The 25214-nt window shown below is 33.2% G+C and carries 23 protein-coding genes; 11 read left to right on the top strand and 12 right to left on the bottom strand.

All coding sequences use genetic code 11. From position 1 onward, the window contains the following. The first annotated feature begins 9 nt into the window (after positions 1 to 9). Positions 10 to 711 (top strand): hypothetical protein, encoded by a 702-nt coding sequence (locus FLV_RS04640; protein ID WP_243231196.1) that lies wholly within the window; start codon positions 10 to 12, stop codon positions 709 to 711. Between the two features lie 222 nt (positions 712 to 933). Here the strand turns inward: FLV_RS04640 and FLV_RS19940 are convergent, their stop codons facing one another. The 5 genes from FLV_RS19940 to FLV_RS04620 form a co-directional block, all read right to left on the bottom strand. Then, complete coding sequence (locus tag FLV_RS19940; RefSeq protein ID WP_262916399.1) at positions 934 to 1065, bottom strand: hypothetical protein; 132 nt, start codon at positions 1063 to 1065, stop codon at positions 934 to 936. A 168-nt stretch (positions 1066 to 1233) separates the two neighbouring features. Beyond that, the gene (locus FLV_RS04635; protein ID WP_243231193.1) at positions 1234 to 1953 is read right to left on the bottom strand and encodes a hypothetical protein; all 720 of its coding nucleotides are present in this window, start codon (positions 1951 to 1953) and stop codon (positions 1234 to 1236) included. Between the two features lie 29 nt (positions 1954 to 1982). After that, the gene (locus FLV_RS04630) at positions 1983 to 2624 is read right to left on the bottom strand and encodes a hypothetical protein (RefSeq protein WP_243231192.1); all 642 of its coding nucleotides are present in this window, start codon (positions 2622 to 2624) and stop codon (positions 1983 to 1985) included. After that, the gene (locus FLV_RS04625) at positions 2621 to 5086 is read right to left on the bottom strand and encodes a TonB-dependent receptor plug domain-containing protein (RefSeq protein ID WP_243231191.1); all 2466 of its coding nucleotides are present in this window, start codon (positions 5084 to 5086) and stop codon (positions 2621 to 2623) included. The genes FLV_RS04630 and FLV_RS04625 overlap by 4 nt, the downstream gene beginning before the upstream one ends. An 11-nt stretch (positions 5087 to 5097) precedes the next feature. Continuing rightward, the gene (locus FLV_RS04620) at positions 5098 to 6792 is read right to left on the bottom strand and encodes a M23 family metallopeptidase (protein WP_243231189.1); all 1695 of its coding nucleotides are present in this window, start codon (positions 6790 to 6792) and stop codon (positions 5098 to 5100) included. 178 nt (positions 6793 to 6970) lie between these two features. Between FLV_RS04620 and FLV_RS04615 the strand changes: the two genes are divergently transcribed. The 3 genes from FLV_RS04615 to rny all read left to right on the top strand — a co-directional run bounded on the left by FLV_RS04615 (position 6971) and on the right by rny (position 9330). Beyond that, entirely contained in the window at positions 6971 to 7261 is a 291-nt protein-coding gene (locus FLV_RS04615; protein WP_163398981.1) for a hypothetical protein, read from the top strand. A gap of 5 nt (positions 7262 to 7266) precedes the next feature. Next, positions 7267 to 7560 carry a cell division protein ZapA gene (locus FLV_RS04610; protein WP_243231188.1) on the top strand — a complete coding sequence of 98 codons (294 nt, stop codon included), beginning with the start codon at positions 7267 to 7269 and terminating at the stop codon, positions 7558 to 7560. Positions 7561 to 7767: 207 nt separating this feature from the next. Next, on the top strand, positions 7768 to 9330 hold the full coding sequence (gene rny, locus FLV_RS04605) for a ribonuclease Y (RefSeq protein WP_243231185.1): 1563 nt from the start codon (positions 7768 to 7770) through the stop codon (positions 9328 to 9330). A gap of 76 nt (positions 9331 to 9406) precedes the next feature. Here rny and FLV_RS04600 read toward each other — a convergent pair whose 3' ends face one another. From FLV_RS04600 to FLV_RS04590, 3 genes are all read right to left on the bottom strand, one after another. Continuing rightward, positions 9407 to 10930, bottom strand: coding sequence for a sensor histidine kinase (locus FLV_RS04600; RefSeq protein ID WP_243231177.1), 1524 nt, complete (start codon positions 10928 to 10930; stop codon positions 9407 to 9409). Positions 10931 to 11065: 135 nt separating this feature from the next. Next, entirely contained in the window at positions 11066 to 11962 is an 897-nt protein-coding gene (xerD, locus tag FLV_RS04595; RefSeq protein ID WP_243231176.1) for a site-specific tyrosine recombinase XerD, read from the bottom strand. 81 nt (positions 11963 to 12043) lie between these two features. After that, a complete protein-coding gene (locus tag FLV_RS04590; RefSeq protein WP_243231175.1) occupies positions 12044 to 12556 on the bottom strand; it encodes a porin family protein in 513 nt (170 codons plus the stop codon). 355 nt (positions 12557 to 12911) lie between these two features. Here FLV_RS04590 and FLV_RS04585 point away from each other — a divergent pair, with 355 nt between their 5' ends. The 3 genes from FLV_RS04585 (at position 12912) to FLV_RS04575 (ending at position 16731) form a co-directional block, all read left to right on the top strand. Continuing rightward, on the top strand, positions 12912 to 13469 hold the full coding sequence (locus tag FLV_RS04585) for a porin family protein (RefSeq protein ID WP_243231174.1): 558 nt from the start codon (positions 12912 to 12914) through the stop codon (positions 13467 to 13469). 136 nt (positions 13470 to 13605) lie between these two features. Beyond that, positions 13606 to 14019, top strand: a complete 414-nt coding sequence (aroQ, locus tag FLV_RS04580) for a type II 3-dehydroquinate dehydratase (protein WP_243231173.1) — start codon at positions 13606 to 13608, stop codon at positions 14017 to 14019. A 222-nt stretch (positions 14020 to 14241) separates the two neighbouring features. Further along, positions 14242 to 16731 (top strand): DUF5686 and carboxypeptidase regulatory-like domain-containing protein, encoded by a 2490-nt coding sequence (locus FLV_RS04575; protein ID WP_243231172.1) that lies wholly within the window; start codon positions 14242 to 14244, stop codon positions 16729 to 16731. A 265-nt stretch (positions 16732 to 16996) separates the two neighbouring features. On the opposite strand, the gene FLV_RS04570 is transcribed toward FLV_RS04575, so the two are convergent. The 4 genes from FLV_RS04570 to FLV_RS04555 all read right to left on the bottom strand — a co-directional run bounded on the left by FLV_RS04570 (position 16997) and on the right by FLV_RS04555 (position 20533). Then, a complete protein-coding gene (locus FLV_RS04570) occupies positions 16997 to 17875 on the bottom strand; it encodes a cation diffusion facilitator family transporter (protein WP_243231171.1) in 879 nt (292 codons plus the stop codon). Positions 17876 to 18004: 129 nt separating this feature from the next. Next, on the bottom strand, positions 18005 to 19318 hold the full coding sequence (gene murA / locus FLV_RS04565; protein WP_243231170.1) for a UDP-N-acetylglucosamine 1-carboxyvinyltransferase: 1314 nt from the start codon (positions 19316 to 19318) through the stop codon (positions 18005 to 18007). A gap of 194 nt (positions 19319 to 19512) precedes the next feature. Further along, positions 19513 to 20235 carry a DUF4290 domain-containing protein gene (locus FLV_RS04560; RefSeq protein ID WP_243231162.1) on the bottom strand — a complete coding sequence of 241 codons (723 nt, stop codon included), beginning with the start codon at positions 20233 to 20235 and terminating at the stop codon, positions 19513 to 19515. Between the two features lies 1 nt (position 20236). Beyond that, positions 20237 to 20533: a DUF493 family protein gene (locus tag FLV_RS04555; protein WP_243231160.1), complete on the bottom strand. Its 297-nt coding sequence runs from the start codon at positions 20531 to 20533 to the stop codon at positions 20237 to 20239. Positions 20534 to 21251: 718 nt separating this feature from the next. Here FLV_RS04555 and FLV_RS04550 point away from each other — a divergent pair. The 4 genes from FLV_RS04550 (at position 21252) to FLV_RS04535 (ending at position 25144) form a co-directional block, all read left to right on the top strand. Beyond that, positions 21252 to 21785 (top strand): AAA family ATPase, encoded by a 534-nt coding sequence (locus FLV_RS04550; protein ID WP_243231159.1) that lies wholly within the window; start codon positions 21252 to 21254, stop codon positions 21783 to 21785. Between the two features lie 63 nt (positions 21786 to 21848). Beyond that, entirely contained in the window at positions 21849 to 23744 is a 1896-nt protein-coding gene (locus FLV_RS04545) for an ATP-dependent DNA helicase RecQ (RefSeq protein WP_243231158.1), read from the top strand. Next, complete coding sequence (gene fmt, locus FLV_RS04540; RefSeq protein WP_243231157.1) at positions 23744 to 24691, top strand: methionyl-tRNA formyltransferase; 948 nt, start codon at positions 23744 to 23746, stop codon at positions 24689 to 24691. Before FLV_RS04545 ends, fmt begins: the two co-directional genes overlap by 1 nt. Positions 24692 to 24871: 180 nt before the next feature. Next, positions 24872 to 25144 (top strand): HU family DNA-binding protein, encoded by a 273-nt coding sequence (locus tag FLV_RS04535; RefSeq protein WP_243231150.1) that lies wholly within the window; start codon positions 24872 to 24874, stop codon positions 25142 to 25144. Positions 25145 to 25214: the final 70 nt, after the last annotated feature.

Here is a 25214-nt window from a genome sequence, read left to right as displayed (position 1 = left end):
TCTCTCAAAATGTATCTTAACAACCCAAACATAAAACTACCCGACGATCCTGATACTATCGTTTGGAAATATCTTGATTTATCTAAATTTCTTGATTTACTGCTTTCGAAAAAACTATTTATGTCCCGTTCTGATAAGTTTGAAGATCAGTATGAAGGCACCTTTAGCGAACCAACTTATGAGGAAATAAAAAAACTGGCTACTGACAACCCGGAATTTTTAAATTACTACAAAACACACCGCGAAAAAGTAGCCGTTAGCAGTTGGCATATTAACGAATACGAATCATTCGCAATGTGGCAGATATTTACCCAAAACAGTGAAGGATTAGCCATTCAGTCAACCATTGGGAGATTACAAAAAGCCGTAAAACCAGAAAACAATTTTGACCAGTATATTGGCGAAGTAAATTATATCGACTACAAAAAAGAATACATCCCGTTTGATGATATGTTTTTCCCCTTTTTGTTTAAACGAAAAAGTTTTCAGTACGAACGGGAAGTCCGAATTATTACCGACACCTCTAAAAGTGAATTAAAGCTGAATGACGGTATAAAAATCAACGTTGACATCAACCAACTGATTGAAAAAATATATATTCATCCCAAATCTGAAAACTGGTATAAAAAATTAGTAATTGAATTGGTAGAACGCCTCGGATTTGGATTTGAAATAGAAAAATCTGATTTAGAAAGTGATATCTTAATCTAAGGTTCTAAGTTGCTGAGACACTAAGATTTTAAGTTTTTTTTAGCCACGAATTCACGAATTATTTATTTCTTAACTCATACAAATAACCCTATATGAAACACTTACTCCTGTCTTCAATGACAATCTTTCCATTTTTCTTGTAATAATAGACAGAATCTGATTTAGATTTCTTTACTACGGAATTCCCTATTTCAATTCCTTCATAAAAAACATATAATCAACCTATTTTCTTTTTCCAGAATTTAAATATAAATAATGGGGATTTCGACCTTCTCCTTCGGCAACTTTTTTATAAACAACTCCTGAGAAACTATCCTCATTTTCTTCTTTATATTTCTTTTCTCTATATTCCAAAGAATTATCTCTAAAATAACTTATGATGAAGATTACAAAAAAATAGGACAGAAAATATATTTTAAAACTCTAATTCCTTTTTCCTGCTCTTTTAGCCCTTCTTCGAAATACATTTTTTTTTAAAAATTTAAAAATCTTAGCTGCTTAGAATCTTTGCAACTCAGTACCTTAAATAGGTTTATAATTCTTAACCTCCCAGTTTTTAGAAGTCAAATCTATATAATTATAATGTAAAACATCATTTTTATCAAACTGTCCGTTTTGGTTGGTATCTTCAATTGTTCTGAAATACAGGCGGTTTTTCGATTCGATTATGCTCCAATCTACCAATTCTTGCAAATCTGTTGAAACTTTTGTGAAGTTTTCTCCGCTAATATCACTTAAATAAAGGGTTTTAATATCTCCAGTATCAATTTTACCATCTTTATTTGTATCAGAATCGGTCAGCGTATAAACCATAATTTTATTTTGTGTTTTATCAGCAATTGTTTTTAAATACGTCGCTGTTAAAATCAAAACCGGTTTCTCAGATAAGGGTCTGATAGAATCTGAATCTGTTTTCTGAAATTTCAAATTTTGCAGATAGCCCGTAATTTCAAATTCTCCTAGATTAGAAATAGTAAAACTTACATCATTTACACTTGATGAACCATAGCGCGCTTTTGTTCCTTTCTCAAAAACCCTTAAATCTCCTACCGGATGAATCAAATAATTAGTCCCCTCCATCTGGATAGGCAAATCAGCGACTTCAATTTGTGTAGAATCTGTTTTTGTAATACTTACTTTGTTTGACACATCGTAACTCACTTTAGGCTTCTGAACCTCCTCACGGCAGCTGATTAATGTTGTAACAATAACTAAGGCTGTATATTTAAAGTACTTTTTCATCTGCAAATTATATTCAATTATCAAATATACTATTTTTGGTTGTAATTTTGGTTTTTATTGAATTTTACTAATCGAAAGAGGTTTAAAAGTACAATACCGAAGTACCCCAGAAAAATTATCCAGTATTTTTTATAGAGCGATACAATAAATTGAAATTGTCTTTCTCTCTCCTGTTCCAAAAAATACAATTTATTTTCTTCGTAATACCTGCAACTATGATATTTTATTGTTTCCAAATCAGTTCGATCCGGCTTTGGCTTTGCACTTGACAAAACATAAATATCATCTTTATAATGAATCCATAATTGGGCTTTCTCTTCATATATTATATTAATAACACCAATATATGTATTATAATCTGTTTTTGAATCAAAATGAATCTTAGCGCCATTTATTGTATCATATTTTTGCAATAAATCCCTAACAAAAAACCTCAACTCCTTTAATGCTTCGGTTTTATCTTGTTTAAAATCAAAATCTTTATATTTTCTTAGACTTTTAACCTTATAGTTCTCAAATTCTTCTTTGGTCGAGACGGAAATCGCCATACATCCCTCAACTTTAAAAGCATCCGTTTTATAAAAATAATAAAAACAGAAAAAAGGAATTAAAACCAACGAAATCATTCCCGGAACGTAAAAAATCTTCTTTCTCTTTTTACGTTCCATCATAACCTCGCATTCAGCTTTACATTAAAAACCCGGGAGGTCATATAATTTGGAATTGCGTATTGATTTTTAGAATAGGCATCACGCACCCATGTATTGGTTATCGCATTTTGATTATTGAAAAGATTAAATATTTCCAAACCTAATGACAATTCTTTAAAGTTCTTTAACCAGCTGGCCTTTGCTTTGTTGTTCTGATCAATAAATACTTTAGCAAAACCAACATCTGCCCTTCTGTAATCATTCAGTCTGTTTTGATACAGATAAGGATCTGAATAAGAAGGCGAACCACCAGGCAAACCGGTATTGTAAACTAAATTCAGATACAGTTTAATACTTGGAATGTTTGGCATATAATCCTGAAACAGCATCGCAAATTTCAATCTCTGATCAGTTGGTCTGGCTATAAAACCTTTATCCTCATAGTTTTCTTCCGTTTTAAGATAACCAAAACTTATCCAGGATTCTGTACCCGGAACAAACTCTCCATTTAATCTAAAATCCAGTCCCTGTGCAAAAGCTTTAGCATTGTTATCTGCAACATAACGAATTCGAACATTATCAATCGAATAGGTATTTACATCAGAAAGCGATTTGTAATAGATTTCTGTAACCCATTTAAAAGGGCGGTTCCACATTTTAAAATTATAATCATTACTCAACACGACATGTACAGACTGCTGAGCTTTTACATTTGGATTAACCTCTCCGTTCAGATCACGAAGTTCGCGATAAAATGGCAGCTGATGATATAATCCGCCGGAAAGTCTGAAAATCATATCCGTATTCCAATCCGGTTTTAATGCAAATTGTACTCTCGGACTAAAAACAGTCTGATTTTTACCTTCAACAGCTGCTCCCGAAACCTGCCAGCTTTGAAAACGTGCCCCTACAGTGTACCAGAATTGACTTGAACCCAACTCTGTTTTATTATTCCATTGAGCATAACCCGAAAATCTGTTTATATCATTAAAATTGACAGCGCGAATATTTTGATACGGTAAAAGCGGTCCGGTATAGGGTTCATAAGGCTGGTTATTTTTAGGAAGATCTAAAATAGGCGGATTTATCGAAAATCCTGCCGAATCAATTACCTCCCACTCCACAACCCTGTCTCGTATCGATTCTTTTGTAAACTTTAACCCAAATTCTAACTGACTATTATTTTTCCATTCCTTAAAACCTTTAAATTCAATATTCGCAATCAAAGCATCCAGATCATTTCGGGCATGATTAAGCTGTGTTCCGATACCTCTTGTAAAATCAACATTATCAGGATTCATATTTCCTTCTTCATCTACATTTCCTAATCGGTATTGAGCCAAAATATCAAAATGTTCCTGCTCAATAGTATGAAACAAAGAGCCGATTAATTTGAAAGTAAGAGTCGGTGAGGCTTTATAAGTTGTTTTTACGGCTCCAAAATAGGTATCGTATTGATCTTTTTCCTGACCTTCATAAAAAACGGCAAGTGCCATAGGCTGGTCAATTGTTCCAAATTTTGTTTCGCGGGTTAAGGGCCTGTATAAATATTTATTTTTCGAAATATTTCCCAAAAAACTTACTTGCCATTTTTGAGAAATATCATAATTAATATTGGTCTGAATATCTGCAAATGTTGGTGTATAATTGGTTTGTGTATCCTGACTATTAACTAACAAACTATTGTTGCGATAACGCACTCCTGTTACGGCAGACCATTTTTTATTTTTAGAAACCGCATCAACAGCTAAACTTCCGCCAAGAAAACTGGCTTCAAGTACTGCTCCAAATTGAGTTGGTTTCCTGTAAGTAATATCTAAAACAGAGGATAATTTATCTCCAAATTTAGCCTGAAAACCTCCGGCTGAGAAATCTACATTCTGTACCAAATCTGTATTGGTAAAACTCAACCCTTCCTGTTGTCCTGAACGAATTAAAAACGGACGATACACTTCAATTTCGTTTACATAAACCAGATTTTCATCATAATTACCACCTCGAACTGCATATTGGGTACTCAGTTCGTTGTTCGAATTTACTCCTGGCAATGTTTTCAGAACATTTTCTATACCGGCATTAGCTCCCGGCATTTTTTTTATGCTACTCTGATCAATCACGGTAATACCCTGAACGCGTTTTTTATTTTTTGAAGACACAAAAACTTCCCCCATCTGCTCTTCCGAATTGTTCATGACAGGATTAAAAATAAACGTTTCATAAGGCTTTAAATTTACCGTTAACGTCATCATTTTCAAAGAAACGTGCGTGAAAATCAAAACTGCCTTTTTGTTGGAAGGCACAAAAATTTGAAAATAACCTTTTGCATCAGATTTTGCCGCTTTATCACCTGCTGTAATATTCACATCTGCAACAGGATGACTTTCACTATCTAAAATAACCCCTTTAACACGGGCACTTTGAGCAAATGACGCATTACCAATACCCAAAAAAAGAAAAACAATTATTAACTTAAAATGATTCAAAAGCTTAGATTTTATTTTTGTTGACTTCTAAAAAAATGAGTTTCAAAGATAGCAGAATTCCCCACATTATCAACTACTTCAATTTTTAAATCGTTGGCACCTTCTGCCACTATAGCATCATCAAAAGTATGGGTTATTTTTCTCGTTTTATTGTCATATTCAAATAAAACCCAGTTTCCATTCAGATACCCGTTATAAGATTTAATTCCGGACAAAGCATCACCAATTGTAAACTGAACATTTTTGATACCGGTAATCCATTTATCCTGAATTGGTTTAGCTATTTTTATAACCGGAGCTATTGTATCTAAAACTAAACCGTACTGACCTAATGTTTTTGATTTTATTGTAAAAACGTCATTTTTTCTGACAGTTGAATTGTAACTTTTACTGTTACCACTAAGCCTCGCAATAAAAAGTTTATCACGCAGGGCTTCAGAATAAGTACTGTCTTTTATAGTAACTGTAAAATTTGAATGCACCGGAACAACATCTTCATGAATATAAATCCGATTGTTTTTTACATCAAAATTCAAATTAAAATCTTCGTAAAAAGTCCCCGCAGGAAAAAAAACAGACATATTATCTTTTTCAAAATTAGAATCTTTATTATATCGAACGAAATATTTTCCGATTGCAGGTTCAGCATTTATAACAGGCGTTGCCGAATCATATTCCAAAGGAATCGTAATTGAATTTAAATTTCCAAAATAATCAGAAACCTCAATTCTGTAGGTTGACGCTAAATTAGGATCAACAGAAATTATTCCGTTAAGCGAATCTGTTTTTATAATACTCAATGCATAAGGAGTTTTCATAAATAACTTTTGTACTCGCTGACCTGTTTTTTTATATCTTGGGTAATCAATAAAGGCATTAATAAAACGCATTTCATCAAAAGAATAGGTGTTAAACTGATAATTATATTTTGGATCACCGTTTAAAAAACCAGTAACATTAAAAACTCCATTTCTGTTATTCGAAACATCATCAAAATCAACGGCATTAACTCCAAAACCTATTTTCCCGTTAGCTTTTACCTTACCTGCCAAATAAGTTCCGTCTTTTTGAAGCGAAAGATTCAGCAATAAAGGCTGTCTGGATTGGTTTGCCGTTGTATTATCCATCGGATAAACGAATAAACTGGAAATTGTTGGTTTTTTAGAATCTTTAATATTTTTATCAAATCCAAAAAACATTGGATTTATAACAAACTCTGTTTTTGTGTCACGAAATTCAAAATGCAAATGAGGCCCTTCAGAAGAACCCGTATTCCCTGAAAGTGCAATTATTTGGCCTTTAGTAACCGGAAGTTCATCCGGTTTTGGAAACATTTCAATCTCAAAAGACTTCTCCTTATAATGTGTTTTATTAATATATTCCTGAATCAAACCTACAGTTGTCTGCAAATGCCCATACACAGTAGTATAACCATTTGGATGTGTTATATAAATACATTTTCCGTTTCCAAAAGTCGAAATTTTTATTCTGGACACGTATCCATCAGCAACAGCATAAACATTCAGCCCTTCTCTTTGATTGGTTTTTAAATCGAATCCCGCATGAAAATGATTGGGCCTCAACTCTCCAAAATTCCCCGAAAGCTGCATCGGAATATCGAGCGGTGAGCGAAAATAATCCTTTGGATATTGGGTCTGGGCAAAAATAAAGTTGCAAAAGAATAAATAAAACAACGAAAATCTCATAAGTAACATTTTTGCTAAGATAAAAATTAAGGAGGGAAAACCGAAGATAAAACTGTAAAAATACAATTCACTGAATTTCATTAATTTGCTTATTTTTAATGCAAAAAAATCGATAAAAAATTGCATTAATAAAAAGGAATACTAACTTTGTAGGATTAAGTAATGAATAGGATTTACAATGAGTGTAATTGCTGAAATAATTGATACTCTTGAATATAAAGTCGAAAAGCTTTTTGCAAAATCAAAAGCTCTAGAAAAAAACAATCAGGATTTACGATTAGAACTAAACAAAGCTGCGCAAATTATCCAGAAACAATCTGAAGAAATTGAAGCTTTGAAGAAGCAATACGAAACACTTAAGATAGCCAATTCGTTGCTCGGCAGCGACAATAACAAGAGAGAGACAAAGCTTAAAATAAATTCATTAATTCGCGAAATTGATTACTGTATTGCACAACTATCAGATTAGTAAATATGGACGGAAAGCTTAAAATTAAAATATCAGTTGCAGACAGGGTTTACCCGTTAACGGTTGAACCTGCTCAGGAAGAAGGACTTAGAAGTGCTTCTAAAAAAATTGATGCTATGATTAAGCAATTCGAAGAGAATTACGCAGTTCGCGACAAACAAGATGTATTGGCTATGTGTGCCCTGCAATTTGCATCACAAGTAGAACAAAAACAGATTGATAAAACTATTGATGGCGAAGAAACCATCGAAAGAATTAAAAGATTAAATTCGCTATTAGATCAATATCTCGAAAATTAAACGTTCTTTACATAAACTAAGATACTGCCTACATTAGTTCACAATTGGTAAACTCAACACTAACAATTTAGAATGAGCAAATCGTCGCTACTATAGTATGCCATGCTTCGGCTTGGAAACTTGAACAGTGAGTTAGCTCAAAACTTGTCTTTACGAGTTTATTCAAGCAATTAATGTAGGCTTTTTTATATATAAATTTTAACAAACATGGACATCATAACGATCATTATTTCAGGTATTGTAGGTATTGCAGCAGGTTTTGCAATAGCTAAAATTATCGAAAAAAGTAATATTTCTAACTTAATTAAAAATGCTAAAAAAGAAGCCGCTTCTATTTTGAAAGACGCTAATTTAGAAGCAGAAAACATTAAAAAAGATAAAATTCTTCAGGCAAAAGAGAAGTTTATTGAATTAAAATCAGAACACGAACAAGTTATTTTATCACGTGATAAAAAAGTAGCTGAAGTTGAAAAAAGAGTTCGTGATAAAGAATCTCAGGTTTCAAATGAATTATCTAAAGCTAAAAAAGTAAATGATGATTTTGAGGCTAAAACCCTTGAATACAACAACAAAATTGAAGTTTTAGACAAAAAACAAGCAGAAGTTGACAAATTACACAAAAGTCAATTACAACAGCTTGAAGTAATATCAGGACTTTCAGCAGAAGAAGCTAAAGAGCAATTAGTAGAAGGTTTAAAAGCTGAAGCTAAAAGCAATGCTATGTCTCACATTCAGGAAACAATTGAAGAGGCAAAACTAACGGCGCAGCAAGAAGCTAAGAAAATCATCATTAATACCATTCAAAGAGTTGGAACTGAGGAAGCTGTTGAAAATTGCGTTTCAGTTTTTAACATCGAATCTGATGATGTAAAAGGAAGAATTATTGGACGTGAAGGACGTAACATTAGAGCCCTTGAAGCCGCAACAGGAGTTGAAATCATTGTTGATGACACTCCGGAAGCTATTATTCTATCATGTTTCGACCCGGTTCGTAGAGAAATTGCACGCTTGTCTTTACACAAATTAGTTACTGACGGGCGTATTCACCCAGCCAGAATTGAAGAAGTTGTAGCCAAAACAGCCAAACAAATCGATGATGAAATTATTGAAGTTGGTAAACGTACCGTTATCGACTTAGGAATTCACGGTTTACATCCTGAATTGATAAAAGTTGTGGGTAGAATGAAATACCGTTCTTCTTACGGACAAAACTTACTACAACACTCCAGAGAAGTTTCTAAACTTTGCGGTATCATGGCAGCCGAATTAGGACTAAATGTAAAATTAGCCAAAAGAGCAGGTTTACTTCACGATATTGGTAAAGTGCCGGATACAGAAAGTGACTTACCACACGCATTGTTAGGTATGCAATGGGCAGAGAAATACGGTGAAAAAGAAGAAGTTTGCAACGCAATTGGAGCCCACCACGATGAGATTGAAATGAAATCATTATTATCTCCAATCATACAGGTTTGTGATGCTATTTCAGGCGCAAGACCAGGTGCACGACGTCAGGTTTTGGACTCATATATTCAACGTTTGAAAGATCTTGAAGAAGTTGCTTACGGATTTAGCGGAGTTAAAAACGCTTATGCAATTCAGGCAGGTAGAGAACTTCGTGTAATTGTGGAAAGTGAAAAAGTATCTGATGATAATGCCGCTAATTTATCTTTCGAGATTTCACAAAAAATCCAAACAGAAATGACTTATCCTGGTCAGGTAAAAGTGACCGTTATTCGTGAAACAAGAGCAGTAAATATTGCGAAATAAATTCACCAAAATATATCCATAAAAAAACTTCTCATTGCTGAGAAGTTTTTTTTATTTCTAATTTTTAAATTCAAAATCACAATTCATCGTTAAAAACAATTTTAAAAGTAGTCCCTACTCCTACTATACTCTCAACAAAAATCTTTCCTTTCATGGCTTCTATCTGATTTTTGGTAATATGCAAACCAATCCCCCTTGCATCTTTATGTTTATGAAACGTTTTATACATTCCAAACAGCAAGTCTCCGTAAACTTCTAAATCTATACCCAAACCATTGTCAGTAATTTTCAATGCTTTATTACCGTCTTCTTCTAAAACATAATCAAAAACCACTTGAGGATTGCGCTCCGGGTGTGCATATCTGATTGCATTGGTTACAAAATTCAGCAAAACACTCTCCAGATAAGCCGGATTAAAATTTATTGTTAAATATTCCGGCACATTATTTACAATATTTGTCTTTGTTTCCGAATTAAAATCTTTAATCGTTGAAATTGTTTTATTAATATATTCAGACAAATTCAGCGGTTTAATAACTATGTTCATGTTACTCTGAACCTGGACAATTTGATTTAAATTTAAAATAGTATCATTCAACTCATTAGAAACCGTTCTAAGATGCATTAACATCTCTTTGACCGTTTCTTTTTTCTCGTCCATTTCAATAAAATCCAGAATTGATTTTATATTACCAGCCTGTGTGTTTAAATTATGCGAAACGATATGAGAAAAATTAAGCAAACGGCTATTTTGCTCGCTATATAATTTCATCGTTTTTATCAGTTCCAGTTCTTTTTCTTTTTGAGCTGAAATATCGGTATGAGTTCCGATAACGCGCAAAGGCATTCCGTTTTCATCGCGTTCAATTACTTTTCCTCTGTCCAAGATCCATTTATAATTTCCATTAGAAGCCATTACGCGATGGTAATTTTCATAAAAGGGAATCTTATTATCAAAATGATCCTGAATATCTGAATAATACTTAGGTAAATCATCCGGATGCACAATCTGATCCCAACGTTCAGGATCATCAAATACATCTGCTGAATCAAGTTCTAAAATTTTTAATGATAAAGAAGAATAGAAGACTTTATTTGTAAGTATGTTCCAATCCCAAATACCGGTTGTGGATGCTTCTAAAGCAAACTGAAAGCGTTCTTCAGAAATACGCAGTTTCAATTCTTTATCTTTCAAATCTGTAATATCAGAAAGATGTCCAAAAAAACTCAATTTACCATCAGGAGACAATTCAGATTTTGATGAAACCTTAAACCATCTCAGTCCTTTTTCAGGCAATACTCCTCTAAATTCAACTTCCCATCCTGAAACTTCGTTTTTAGCTTTTATAAACGACTGAAAAAACAAATTACGATCTGAAGGATGCACTCTTTCAGCAATAGCCGACTTGATATCATTTGAAAAATCACTCGAATTTAATTCAAATATTTCTTCAATTGATTTACTAAATAATGGAAACGAATAATTATTATCTGCATCGATGACAATCTGAAAAATCAAATCAGGGATTTCGGCAAATAATTTTCTATAAAAATCATTCACATTATTACAATCTTCATTTTCATACAAATCAAAAACCATCACTTCCTGTATAAGTTGAGCAAATCACTTAAAATTTGAGGAAATAATTTCTTTTTAAGAAAAAACTATCCTCAACTACAAGATATTATTTTTTTCAGAAAGGTGTTGTTAATAATTAAATTTTCTTTAAAAAAATTATCTTCTGGGATGAAAAGTATGCATAACTTCTTTTAAAAAACTTCTGTCCAAATGAACATAAATTTCGGTAGTTGTGATTGATTCATGCCCTAGCATTAGTTGAATAGAGCGTAAATCGGCTCCATTTTCTAAAAGATGCGTTGCAAAAGAATGCCTTAAAGTATGCGGACTGATATTTTTGTTTAAACCAATCTTTACGGCCAAATCTTTAATAATAGTAAAAATCATGGCACGAGTAAGCTGATTTCCGCGACGGTTTAAAAACAAAGTATCTTCGTCACCTTTTTTTATTTTTAAATGAATACGAACTTCTTTCTGATAAATGTTAATGTATTTTTGAGTTAAATTACCAATAGGAACAAAACGTTCCTTATTTCCTTTTCCGGTAATTTTTACAAACCCTTCTTCAAAAAACAAATCTGAAATTTTTAAAGACACCAACTCCGAAACACGTAGACCACAGCCATACAAAGTTTCCAGCATTGCTCTGTTTCGTTCCCCTTCGTTTGAACTTAAATCAATAGCCGCAATCAGATTATCAATTTCTTCTACTGATAATGTATCCGGTAATTTACGTCCTGTTTTAGGGGTTTCAATTAATTCCATCGGACTATCTGTCCGGTAATCTTCAAAAATCAAATAGTTAAAAAAACTTTTTAGTCCTGAAATAATTCTGGCCTGCGAACGTGGATTCACTTCTTTTGATACCGAATAAATAAACTGCTGCACCGTTTCTTCTGAAATTTTTATTGGAGAAACCTCTATTTGACTGGTTTCTAAAAAAAGACACAATCGTTCAATATCAAAACCATAATTTTCGATTGTATTTTTAGACAAACCTCTTTCAATACGCAAATACGATTGATAATCTTTTATATAGGTATTCCATTTCATATGTACAAAGTAACATATTTTTCGAGCATAAAAAAACCTTCCTGATTAGGGAAGGTTTTAAAATATAAATATTTTCTTTTATTAGAAGTGTAAAGCAAATCCAACATTGAATTGGAAAGCACTTTCATAAAAATCATCATTTAATGAATGATTGTAACGAACACCTGGCTCAATAGAAATATTTGACCCTAAAAAGATAGCATATCCACCTTGAAGTCCAATGTAAGAAGGATTCTCATCTCTATCTTTAATATCTACTCCGTTGTAAGAAAGCTCAACTGGAAATTTATTTGCTACATAATATTTTGCACCAACTTTGTATGCAAGAGTAGTGTTTTCAATATCACCACCATCATCTCCATAACCTAAACCTAATTTTACAGCTAAATTATCAGCAACAAAATAACCACCTTCAGCTCCAATGTTATAGGCAGTATTACCATCCTCAGACCATAATCCGAATGAAGTATTTCCTGTTCCAGCACCAAAACCTGTGTTTGCTTCAATTAACCATTTTCCTTTTGCTGTTTGTTCTTGAGCATTAGCAAAACCAAAAGCCATAACTGCGATGGCAGATAAAATAATTTTTTTCATTTTTTTTTTGATAAATTAATAGATTATTTAGTAGGACAAATCTATATTTTTAACATTACCAAACCAAATTATATTTTAAAATATTTATTAAAATACGTTAAAAAAATCTTGTTAAAATAAACAAAAAACTAAATATCAAACGATTACATTTTTAAAAATCACTAAAAACAGTTAGTAACAAAAAATAACAATTATTAGTAAAATTCTTATTTATGTTTTTAACTTAAAACTCTTCTTGTTAATTTTCATTCAAAATAAGAACATGGTAATATTGAAACTTCAAAAACAATAATTATAATAAGATTGAGTTTTTAATTGTGTTATTTTGCATTAACGAAATCTTAAAATTAACATTATGAAAAAAGTATTTTTAGCGATAGTTTTATTTATCGCAACATCTGCATCAATTCAGGCACAATTATTAAAAATCGGGGTTAAAGCCGGGGTTAACTTTGCCAATCAAACAGGCGATGCCACCGATGCACCTGGAATTAGTAAAGAAGGTATTACGAGTTACCATGCGGGTTTAGTTGCGGAAGTTAAATTACTAGACCGTTTTGCCATTCAACCTGAGTTATTGTACTCAACTCAAGGTGCAAGTTACAAGGAAGCTGGACAAGAGTTTAAAAATGAATTAGGTTATTTAACTATTCCTGTAATGGCTAAGTTTTACTTGAGTGATTCATTTAGTCTTGAAGTAGGACCACAGGCTTCATTTTTATTAAGTGAAAAAGATAATTTCAATATTTATGACAATGAAACTTTTGAGTTTGGTGTTAATGCCGGATTAGGATTTAAACTCACTGAAAACTTCTTTATTCAGGGTCGTTATGGTTTAGGTTTAACAGAAGCTTCAAAAAATGCTGATGTTAAAAACTCAACTATACAATTGTCAGCAGGATTTTTGTTCTAAAAAATAATATCACATACTTTTATAAAAACCGTTCTGTTAATTAGAGCGGTTTTTTTATTTTTACACTATTAGTAAAATGATTTCTGTAAAATGTAAAATGAAATCTTAAATACTTTCATCAAAATAAAATTCTATTATGAAAATCTGTATTATCAATGGCCCAAATTTGAATCTATTAGGAAAACGTGAACCTGAAGTTTACGGAAGTCAGACTTTTGAAGATTATTTTGAGACACTGAAACAAAAATTTCCAAACGTTGAACTTTCGTATTATCAAAGCAATATTGAAGGTGAACTGATTGGAAAAATTCAGGAAGTTGGTTTTTCATTTGATGGAATTATTTTAAACGCTGGCGCTTATACCCATACTTCAATTGGCTTAGGAGATGCAATGAAAGCGGTTACGACTCCGGTTATCGAAGTACATATTTCGAACACTTATGCCCGCGAAAGCTTCAGACATCAATCCTATTTATCAGGAAATGCAAAAGGTGTTATTTTAGGTTTTGGATTAAAAAGTTATGAACTGGCTATTCTTTCTTTTTTATAAATATTTCGATTTGAATTAAAATTTCATATCCACTCGCAGACTTAGCAGATCATATAAGATTTCAAAAAAATCTGCTAAATCTGCAAGAAACAAAAAATAAAGCTTTCACGCCTACGACTGCTATAGATAGTAAATTTACTTTGAATAAGTCTTTTACAATTTAACAAATTATTAGTAAGCTCATATTTAGGTTATTATATTTTTGTAAGACAAACTACTTACATGAGAATCTTTATTTTATCTGCCTTTTTATTTTTTTCGATTTCAAACTTTGCCCAAATCAAAGGAACGGTAACTGATGAAAAAGGAAATCCGTTGCCCTTTGTTTCGATTTTAGAAGAAGACACTTATCGGGGAACTACTTCAAACGAACAAGGGCAATATCAATTACAGGTAAATGAAACAGGCAAAAACAAAATCGTTTTTCAGTATCTGGGTTTTAAAACTCAAAAACTTTCTGTCGCTTCGGATTCAAAAACAGTAATTCTCGATGTGAAAATGTATGAAGAAAGTTTTGCCTTAAATGAAGTCATTATTGATTCAAAAAACAATCCGGCAAATGCTATTATAAAAAGTGCGATTGCAAATAAAAAGGAAAACTCAGAAAAGACAACACGTTATACTGCCGATTTTTATTCAAAAGGAATGTTTAAAGTCAAAGATCTGCCCAAGAAAATTCTCGGACAAAAAGTAGATCTTGGCGAAGATATGGCATCCAATTTAGATTCAACCGGAACCGGGGTTTTATATCTTTCTGAAACTATTTCGAAAATTACTTTTCAAAAACCTGATAAATTAAAAGAGAAAATTATTGCTTCTAAAATCTCCGGAAACAACAGAGGATACAGTTACAATACCGCAGCTTTATCAACTTATGATTTTTATGACAATACATTAGATTTCGATGTTAAACTCATCTCTCCTATTGCTAATAACGCTTTTAACTACTACAAATTCAAACTCGAAGGCACTTTTTTTGACGATAACAACCAACAAATCAACAAAATTAAAGTAACGCCTAAACGCGATAAAGAACCGGTTTTTGAAGGTTACATTTATATCGTTGACGATAGTTTTGCCATTTACGCGATAGATTTAGACATTAAAGGTTACCGAATGAAAAATGATTTTACTGAAGTGATGACACTAAAACAGAGTTTCAGTTACAATTCTAAAAATAAAATCTGGTCTAAAAATGCACAGACACTTTCGTTTAATGCGGGATTTTTTGGAATTAAATTTTTCGGAAATTTCAACTATATTTATTCAAATTATGAGTTTCCGGATTCATTTGAAAAGAAAACTTTCGGAAATGAAATTGTTGCTTTTGAAGCCAATGCCAATAAAAAAGATGATGCTTTTTGGAATGAAATTCGCCCTATTCCTTTAACGATTGAAGAAAGTACTGACTATACCAAAAAAGACAGTTTATTAACCGTCAGAAAATCCAGAAAATATACCGATTCAATTGACGCCAAAAACAACAAGTTTAAAATTTTGGATATTTTAATGGGGTATGATTATAAAAACACCTTCAAAAAATATTCCTTTGCTTATAAAGGGTTATTAAATCTTAGTTCTTTAAGTTTTAATACCGTTCAGGGCTTCAATTTAGATTCTGGTTTTTCATTTAAAAAATGGAATGAGGAGAAAGGAAAAAGCACATCGATAAGTACCACTTTCAATTATGGGTTTTCTGATCAACGTTTCCGTGTTATCGGAGATTTTAGCCATCGTTTCAACAACATCAATTATGCTACAATCCGGGCTTCGGGAGGAACAAAAACCGCTCAGTTTAACGGAGCAGAACCTATCACTAAATTTGTCAATTCGATAAGTTCTTTACTTTTTAAAGACAATTACATGAAATTGTACAATTTGGAATTCGCCCAAATTAACTACGGTCAGGATGTTGCAAACGGAATAAATCTGAATGCCAAAATTGCTTACGAACAGCGAAAACCATTATTTAATACAACTGACTACTCTTTCTTTAAAAAAGATGCTATTTATTCGTCTAATAATCCGCTGGCACCTAATGATTTTACTACTCCCGCTTTTGATCAACATCACTTATTTAAAACTGCATTGAATGCGAGAATTAATTTTGGAAACAAATACATTTCAAGACCTGACGGAAGATTTAATGTTAAAAACGAAAAATACCCAACTGTATTTTTAGCCTTCGAAAAAGCCTTTGCAGCCAGTGAAAAAAAATATGAATTTGAAAAAATTGGCACTGCTGTACAATATGATTTGTCTTTAGGAAATAAAGGCTTATTAGGAATGAATTTCAAAGCAGCAAAGTTTTTTAATGCAGAAAATATATCATTTACAGACTACAGACATTTTAACGGAAACCAGACACACATTGGTACGACAGATCGTTATCTGAATGTGTTTAACTTAATGCCGTATTATACAAATTCGACAAATGATAGTTACTTCGAAATGCATTTGGAACATAACGACATGGGATTTGTAACCAATAAAATTCCGGTGATTAATCTTTTAAAATCTACAATGAATATCGGATTTCATAGCTTGGCAATTCCGGACAGAAAACCCTATTCTGAGTTCACAGTTGGCTTAGACAATTTAGGTTTTGGAAAATTTAAACTCTTCAGAGTTGATTACATTCATTCTTATCAGGGAGGGATTGAGCAAAATGGCGTTGTATTTGGCTTGAAAATTTTGAATGTATTAGACTAAGTTGCTAAGGTACTAAGACTCTAAGATGCTAAGATTTTTGTTTCACGCAGATTTTGGCAGATTAAAATAGATTTTTTAATCTCAGAATGCTAAAATAAAAATCCCCTTAATCTGCAAAAACTGCATGAAACAGATTGCATATTAAGCGGATTTTTAAAATTTAATATTCTTTGCGTAGGCCTCGACTTCGCTCAGCCTGGCAGAAAATAGATATAGATTTCTAAAAGAAAACTTAGAATCTTAGCAACTTAGAGTCTTAAAACCTCTAAGAATGATAATCATCCGGTTCTATATGAATCAAAACATTTCCTAGCTGTGGAATTTTTTCTTTTAAAGTATCCTGCAGTTTATGTGATAAGTCATGACCTTCTTTTACCGAAATTTTAGCTGATACAATAGCATGAAGATCAACATGGTATCGCATTCCGGCTTTGCGGATAAAACATTTTTCGGTTCCTAAAATACCTTCAACGGTCAAAGCTTTTACCCTAATATCTTCAACTAAATCATCATTAAGATTTTCGTCCATAATTTCACCAAGTGCCGGTCTGAAAATTTTATAACTATTGTATAAGATAAAAAAAGCAGCAAAAAGTGCCGCCCAGTCATCTGCAGATTCATAGCCTTTTCCCATAAACAAGGCAATCGAAATTCCGATAAATGCGGCTACGGAAGTTATAGCATCGCTTCGATGATGCCAGGCATCTGCCGCCAATGACGAACTGTTGGTTTGTTTACTGCGTTTCATTACCAATCGAAAAGAATATTCTTTCCAGATAATAATGGCGCCTAAAACATATAAAGTCCAGGATTTAGGCAAATCGTGAGAAGTATTAATATTGGCAATACTTTCGTAGCCAATAATCGTAGCCGAGGTAATTAAAAATCCCACAACCAAAAAGGTAATTAATGGCTCTGCACGACCATGACCATAAGGATGATTTTCATCTGCAGGTTTATTAGAATATTTGATTCCGAATAAAACCAGACAAGACGAAAATATATCCGTCGTTGATTCGATCGCATCTGCAATCAGGGCGTATGAATTGCCAAAAAAACCTGCCAGACCTTTTACAAGGGCCAGGCAGGTGTTTCCAACTATACTGAATATAGTAGCTTTTACAGCTTTTTGTTCATCTGTCATTTAGACTATTTTTTTCGCCACAAATTACACGAAGATTAGCTTTACGTTTTATTACACAAACTTTTTAAAAGCAAATTCGGGTAATTGAATTTCAAAATTAAAATTAGTGCAATTCGTGGCCAACTATTTTTACGCTCTCACGATTTTTGCACCAATCGCTCTTAAACGCTCGTCGATACGCTCATATCCACGATCAATTTGTTCAATATTTTGAATTGTACTGGTTCCTTTTCCTGAAAGGGCAGCGATCAACAATGAAATTCCTGCACGAATATCAGGAGACGACATTGTTGTTGCTTTTAACTGAGATTCAAAATTATGTCCCATAACCACCGCTCTGTGTGGATCACATAACATAATTTTTGCCCCCATATCAATTAATTTATCTACGAAAAACAAACGGCTTTCGAACATTTTTTGGTGAATTAAAACATCGCCTTTTGCCTGTGTTGCCACAACCAGAACGATACTTAATAAGTCAGGTGTAAATCCCGGCCAGGGTGCATCGGCAATAGTTAAAATAGAACCATCGATATCTGTTTTTACTTCGTATCCGTTTGTATGAGCAGGAATGTAAATATCGTCACCGCGTTTTTCAATTGTAATTCCAAGCTTTCTAAATGTATTCGGAATCAAACCTAAATTTTCCCAGCTTACATTTTTAATAGTGATTTCGCTTTTTGTCATTGCTGCAAGACCAATCCAGGAACCGATTTCGATCATATCCGGAAGGATTCTATGCACACATCCGCCCAGACTGTCAACACCTTCAATCGTTAATAAGTTAGATCCAACTCCGGTGATTTTGGCTCCCATAGAGTTCAGCATTTTACACAATTGCTGCAAGTAAGGCTCGCACGCTGCATTGTAAACAGTTGTTTGTCCTTTAGCCAAAACAGCTGCCATTACTATATTTGCTGTTCCTGTTACAGATGCTTCGTCCAGCAGCATATCTGTTCCCTGCAATCCTTCCTCAGGAGATTCTACTCCGTAAAAGTGATCTTCTCTGTTGTATCTGAATTTTGCTCCAAGGTTAATAAAACCTTCAAAGTGTGTATCTAATCTACGACGTCCAATTTTATCTCCACCCGGTTTTGGAATATATCCTTTTCCGAAACGGGCCAAAAGCGGACCAACAATCATGATAGAACCACGAAGTGCTCCCCCTTCTTTTTTGAAAGCTTCGGTTTCTAAATATCCAACATTAACCTCATCGGCCTGAAATGTAATCGAACCCGGTCCATTTCGTTGAATTTTAACTCCTAAATTACCCAGCAAAGTGATTAATTTATTGATGTCAATAATATCGGGAATATTATTAATTGTTACTTTATCCCCCGTTAGAAGCACGGCACATAAAATTTGTAATGCCTCATTTTTTGCTCCTTGCGGAGTGATTTCTCCTTTTAAAGGAATTCCTCCTTCGATTTTAAATACTCCCATATTTCTTTTTTAAGATTCTGAGGTACTAAGGTTCTAAGGCTCTGAGTTTTTTTTGAGATTAAAATCTCAGTAACTTAATTCCTTAGCTGCTTAGTACCTTTTTATATATTTTAATTTGTATTTTTTTATAAACTTCTCAATAACTGAGAGCAAAAACTTAGAACCTTAGCAGCTCAGTGCCTTAGCCACTTTTTTTACTTCTGATTGTTATTTTTTTGAAATGGCTTTGGTTTACCCGGACCTTTATTGTTTTTGTTGCTTTGAATTTTTGGCTGGCCCGGAGGCGTAATTTTATTCGACATACGCTTGTTGGTACGCAATAAATCGGTTGTATTTAAAAGCTCTTCTGTGCTTTGCAACAAATTAATTTTTCCGCCTGACAATTCATATAAATGTTCAAAAATTACATCGTCTTTTACGGTGTCTTTGTTCCAGCTTAAATACGATTTTTTCATGTGATTGGCGATAACCAGTACCAATGCATTTTTCATTTCGCCCTCTTCCCATTTATTGGCAACATCAATCATATATTTGATGTTGTTTCCGTAAAATCTGTATTTTGGAAAGTTTTGCGGATACTGTAACACATCCGGTTTTAATTGCAATACATCACGTGACGGAATTGGATATGGCGACTCTACATTTAATTTAAAATCAGACATGATAAAAAGCTGATCCCATAATTTATGTTGAAAATCCGGTACATCACGCAAATGCGGATTAAGACTTCCCATTACCTGAATGATGTATTTTGCGGCTTTATTGCGCGTTTCGGCATCTTCAATAATAGTGGCCTGATCAATCAGTTTTTGCAAATGACGACCATATTCCGGAATAAGTAAACGCTGTCTTTCAGAATTGTATTCTAAATTAAAAACAACGTCATTTGCGACTTCTTTTTTATATTTTTCGACCATGTTATAATGAAACTATACCTTCTATTGTAGAAACTTCTTTGTATTTGCCAATCACTTCGTCAGCACTATTCATCGTTACATCTATAGAAACACTGGTAAATTTACCTGTTTTAGATTTTGTTGTTTTGATAACCGCCCCCATTCTGTCAAAAGCTTTTTCAACTCGCTCAACATTATCAGCTATTGAAGGCACTATAAATTTATACAAATATTCTGCAGGCCAGGTGTTTGAATTGTCCAGCTCAACCTTTAGTCTTTCGTAAAATTCGGCGGTGTTTTTTTCTTTATCGTTCTCCATTCGTAATTAAAAATAAACGCAAATATACGGTTTTGATTTATGATTTTAGATTTTTTTTATTTGGAAAAGATACAAAGTCACAAAGTCACAGAGTTGCAAAGGAGCAAAGAAAAAGCATATTAGAAAACAAATTGAGTAGAATCCAATGACAATTTACAGATAGCAAAAAGAGAATAACATAAATCATTCTCTAAAAATGAATTAAGTATTTAGAAAACATAAAAGATTTTAAATTATAACCCGTTGGGTGAAATTGATTAAAAAGATTGATTTGATTATAAAAAGTATAAAAATTGGAAGTGAAACATCATTTATAACTTAAGAAATTGATGTCATCCTGAGCGGAGTCGAAGGCTTTTAAACACGAAAGGGCTTCGACTAAGTTTATCCTGAGCAAAGCCGAACGGACTTAGCCTGACACTCATTTTTAATTTCACCCAACGAGTAAATTATAGAGAAAAAACACAAGTATGAAATAATTCCCAAATACAAAACCATCATCCCTTCTTAGCCCTGATTGCTTCACTTTGTTTTTATTTTTAATTAGAGTTCAGTGAACTTCGTTTGAGGCGGTATCCTTTTATGGCGGGGTTCGACATAAAAGATATAGCCAAAAGCAGGAACTTTGTTGGTTGAAATTGCGAAATCATTCGCTTCTAATAAATATTCTTTTTAAATACCAATAACTTTAGGTAAATTTGCGCTTTATTTTACGAAAGTGCAAAAAGAAATCATAGTTATCATTGGTGGTCCGGGAACGGGAAAATCTACTCTTTTAAACGAATTAGTCGCTCGTGGCTATTGTTGTTACCCTGAAATTTCAAGACAAGTGACTCTTGAAGCCCAACAGCGCGGCATTGACCAATTGTTTCTGGAACAGCCTTTACTGTTTAGCGAAATGCTGCTGGAAGGACGTATCAAGCAATTTGAAAACGCCCTTAAAGAACCTGACAATGTAGTTTTTATAGACCGTGGAATTCCTGACGTTGTGGCTTATATGGATTATATTGGTGATGAATATCCTGAGCATTTTACTAAAGCCTGCGAAGATTTTAAATATTCCAAAACTTTTATTTTACCGCCCTGGGAAGAGATTTACCAAAGTGACTCTGAGCGCTATGAAAATTTTGAACAGGCAGAAACGATTCAGAAGCATCTTATCGAAACCTATAAAAAATATGGCTACGACTTAATTGAAGTACCTAAAGATACAGTTGAAAACAGAATTCTTTATATCTTAGATAAAATTTAGGCTGTTTTAAAGTTGCAAAACTAGAAACTGTTTTCTAAATTTTTTAACTTTAAAACCAGACCCATGCCAGAAGCACAGGAAATTCTTTTAAAATACTGGAAACACGAAAGTTTCAGACCGTTACAAAAGGAAATTATCGATTCGGTTTTAGAGGGTCAGGATACTTTTGCTTTACTCCCAACCGGTGGAGGAAAATCAATTTGTTTTCAGGTTCCGGCCATGATGCAGGAAGGCATTTGTTTAGTAATTTCACCTTTAATTGCTTTGATGAAAGATCAGGTGGCAAATTTGCAAAAGCGGGAAATTAAAGCCATTGCCCTTACCGGAGGCATTCATACCGAAGAAATCATTGATCTTCTCGACAATTGCCAATACGGAAATTATAAATTCCTTTATCTTTCACCGGAGCGTTTACAGTCTGACTGGATTTTGGAACGCATTAAAAACCTACCTATAAATTTAATTGCTATTGATGAAGCACATTGTGTTTCGCAATGGGGTCATGATTTTCGTCCGGCTTATTTGAAGATTTCTGAACTTAAAAAACACTTTCCGAAGATTCCGTTTTTAGCTTTGACCGCTACGGCTACCCCGAGAGTTATTGAAGATATTAAAACCGAATTGGGTTTAAAAGACCCCCATTTTTTTCAACAATCTTTTGAAAGAAAAAATATTGCTTACATGGTTTTTGAAATCGAAGACAAATTGTATCGGGTCGAACAAATTTTAAAGAAAAATCCACAGCCTTCTATTATATATGTACGAAATCGTAAATCGTGCCTGAATATCTCGACGCAATTACAATCGTTAGGATTTAGAGCCACATATTATCACGGTGGACTTACAGCTAAAGAAAAAGACAAAAACATGCAATTGTGGATGTCAGAACAAGCGCAGGTCATTGTAGCTACGAATGCTTTTGGAATGGGAATCGACAAAGACAACGTAAAAACGGTTATTCACACACAGCTGCCTGAAAATCTGGAAAATTACTATCAGGAATCCGGAAGAGCGGGACGAAATGGCGAAAAAGCTTTTTCGGTTTTGCTTTACAACAATTCAGATTCAAATCAGACAGAACAACAATTTTTGAGTGTTTTACCCGATAAAAAGTTTCTAAAAACCATGTATGTGAAGCTTTGCAATTATTTTCAGATTGCTTATGGCGAAGGTTTAGATGATTCTTTCTCTTTTAAACTAAATCATTTTTGTAACAAATACGACTTTCCCACTTTAAAAACTTATAATTCTTTGCAATTTTTAAATCAACAGGGAATCATTACAATGTCACAGGAATTTTCAGAAAAAGTGACAATGCAGTTTTTAATTGAATCAAAAGAGGTTATTCGTTACATGAGCCTGAATCCGAATGATGAAGAAATCATACTGACGATTTTAAGAACCTATCCGGGAATTCACGAAATGAAAACACCATTGAATCTTCAGCTAATTGCAAAAAAATCAAACCATACAGAAGAACAGATTACGTTTCTTTTAGAAAAATTAAGAGAAAAAGAAATCATCGAATATAAATCTAAAAACAACGACGCAACGATATTATTTAATGAAGTTCGCGAAGATGACCTTACCATAAATCGTGTTTCTAAATACCTCGAAAAACAGAATCAGCTAAAAAAAGAACAGTTGATGTCTGTACTACATTATATAAAGGAGAACAAAACCTGCAAGAACAGATTAGTTTTGGATTATTTTGGCGAAGAAACAACGAAGAATTGCGGTGTCTGCTCTTATTGCATTACACAAAAAGGAAAAATCACAGAAGCCGATTCGATTGCTGATAAAATTTTACATTTATTAAAATCGGCTGCTTTAACTTCGCGGGAAATTCAGACTCAAATAAAATTAGACACAAACGATATTGTTTCGGTACTTCAGGAGTTATTAGAAAACAATCACATTACCATATTATCGAATAATAAATACACTTTAAAATCATAATGGAAAAATTGAGAATTATATTCATGGGAACTCCGGAATTTGCTGTTGGCATTTTGGACACCATTATAAAAAACAATTACGATGTTGTTGGCGTAATTACAGCTGCAGACAAACCGGCAGGACGCGGACAAAAGATAAAATATTCGGCTGTAAAAGAATATGCACTGGCTAATAATCTAACCTTATTGCAGCCAACCAATTTAAAAGACGAAACTTTTCTTGAAGAATTAAAAGCACTGAATGCCAATTTACAAATTGTGGTTGCTTTTAGAATGCTTCCAAAAGTCGTTTGGGAAATGCCAAGTTTAGGAACATTTAACCTTCACGCATCTTTATTACCCAATTACCGTGGTGCAGCTCCAATTAACTGGGCTATTATTAATGGAGAAACTAAAACCGGTGTAACTACTTTCTTTATCGACGATAAAATTGATACCGGAGCCATGATTTTAAATTCGGAAATTGCGATTGAACCGGAAGAAAATGCCGGACAATTACATGACCGATTAATGCTTTTAGGAAGCGGTACTGTTATTGATACTTTGAAAGTAATAGAAAACAGAAATGTTATCACAACAATTCAGGAAGATAACGACGAAATTAAAACTGCCTATAAACTTAACAAAGAAAACTGCAAGATCGACTGGACAAAATCCGGTGACGAAATCAATAATTTGATTCGCGGTTTAAGTCCATATCCCGCCTCCTGGTGTTTTTTGAAAGACAAAAACGAAGAATTAAGCATTAAAATATACGAAGCAAAACTGGTTTTAGAAGCACATTCATACGAAATCGGAAAACTTATCAGCAATAAAAAAGAAATTAAAATTGCCCTTAAAGACGGTTTTTTACAACTATTAAATTTGCAATTACCCGGAAAAAAGAGAATGCAAGTAGCAGAATTACTAAATGGGATAACTTTTTCTGATGAAGCTAAGGTCTATTAACATCAGTAAAACAGGGGTTTGTACCTGTTTTTAGTCGACAAACAACATGCTTTATGAACAAAAAAAACAAGTTATTAACAATTATTGCTAAAATCAAAGAAAACACTTGCACGCAACGGATTTCCTACTAAATTTGTGTATTAACAATTTTTTTTAACCAACAATTAATAACTAATTATTATGAACAAATCAGAATTAATCGATGCTATCGCTGCTGATGCAGGAATTACAAAAGCTGCGGCAAAATTAGCTTTAGAATCTTTTTTAGGTAATGTAGGAACTACATTGAAAAAAGGCGGAAGAATTTCATTAGTAGGATTTGGATCTTGGTCAGTATCTGCAAGAGCTGCAAGAGACGGTAGAAATCCACAAACTGGAAACACCATCAAAATTGCTGCTAAAAATGTAGTAAAATTTAAAGCTGGAGCTGAATTAGAAAGTGCAGTGAACTAAGCAAGAAAGTTCTCCAAACTTATAATATAACTAAAACCCTCATTTTTGAGGGTTTTTTTATACGGTTTAA

Origin of the sequence: Flavobacterium pectinovorum, assembly GCF_022802975.1 — a bacterium.
In the GTDB taxonomy this organism is placed as follows: domain Bacteria; phylum Bacteroidota; class Bacteroidia; order Flavobacteriales; family Flavobacteriaceae; genus Flavobacterium; species Flavobacterium pectinovorum_B.
Note: the sequence above shows the minus strand (reverse complement) of the source record. Positions and strands in the feature narration are given on the sequence as shown.

Coding starts and splice junctions, on each gene's coding strand:
- FLV_RS04545 (WP_243231158.1), top strand. CDS start 21,849: ATGCCAGAAGCACAGGAAATTCTTTTAAAATACTGGAAACACGAAAGT.
- FLV_RS04570 (WP_243231171.1), bottom strand. CDS start 17,875: ATGACAGATGAACAAAAAGCTGTAAAAGCTACTATATTCAGTATAGTT.
- rny (WP_243231185.1), top strand. CDS start 7,768: ATGGACATCATAACGATCATTATTTCAGGTATTGTAGGTATTGCAGCA.
- FLV_RS04630 (WP_243231192.1), bottom strand. CDS start 2,624: ATGATGGAACGTAAAAAGAGAAAGAAGATTTTTTACGTTCCGGGAATG.
- FLV_RS04635 (WP_243231193.1), bottom strand. CDS start 1,953: ATGAAAAAGTACTTTAAATATACAGCCTTAGTTATTGTTACAACATTA.
- FLV_RS04575 (WP_243231172.1), top strand. CDS start 14,242: ATGAGAATCTTTATTTTATCTGCCTTTTTATTTTTTTCGATTTCAAAC.
- FLV_RS04560 (WP_243231162.1), bottom strand. CDS start 20,235: ATGGTCGAAAAATATAAAAAAGAAGTCGCAAATGACGTTGTTTTTAAT.
- fmt (WP_243231157.1), top strand. CDS start 23,744: ATGGAAAAATTGAGAATTATATTCATGGGAACTCCGGAATTTGCTGTT.
- aroQ (WP_243231173.1), top strand. CDS start 13,606: ATGAAAATCTGTATTATCAATGGCCCAAATTTGAATCTATTAGGAAAA.
- FLV_RS04610 (WP_243231188.1), top strand. CDS start 7,267: ATGGACGGAAAGCTTAAAATTAAAATATCAGTTGCAGACAGGGTTTAC.
- xerD (WP_243231176.1), bottom strand. CDS start 11,962: ATGAAATGGAATACCTATATAAAAGATTATCAATCGTATTTGCGTATT.
- FLV_RS04555 (WP_243231160.1), bottom strand. CDS start 20,533: ATGGAGAACGATAAAGAAAAAAACACCGCCGAATTTTACGAAAGACTA.
- FLV_RS04535 (WP_243231150.1), top strand. CDS start 24,872: ATGAACAAATCAGAATTAATCGATGCTATCGCTGCTGATGCAGGAATT.
- FLV_RS04640 (WP_243231196.1), top strand. CDS start 10: ATGTATCTTAACAACCCAAACATAAAACTACCCGACGATCCTGATACT.
- FLV_RS04615 (WP_163398981.1), top strand. CDS start 6,971: ATGAGTGTAATTGCTGAAATAATTGATACTCTTGAATATAAAGTCGAA.
- murA (WP_243231170.1), bottom strand. CDS start 19,318: ATGGGAGTATTTAAAATCGAAGGAGGAATTCCTTTAAAAGGAGAAATC.
- FLV_RS04620 (WP_243231189.1), bottom strand. CDS start 6,792: ATGAGATTTTCGTTGTTTTATTTATTCTTTTGCAACTTTATTTTTGCC.
- FLV_RS04590 (WP_243231175.1), bottom strand. CDS start 12,556: ATGAAAAAAATTATTTTATCTGCCATCGCAGTTATGGCTTTTGGTTTT.
- FLV_RS04585 (WP_243231174.1), top strand. CDS start 12,912: ATGAAAAAAGTATTTTTAGCGATAGTTTTATTTATCGCAACATCTGCA.
- FLV_RS04600 (WP_243231177.1), bottom strand. CDS start 10,930: ATGGTTTTTGATTTGTATGAAAATGAAGATTGTAATAATGTGAATGAT.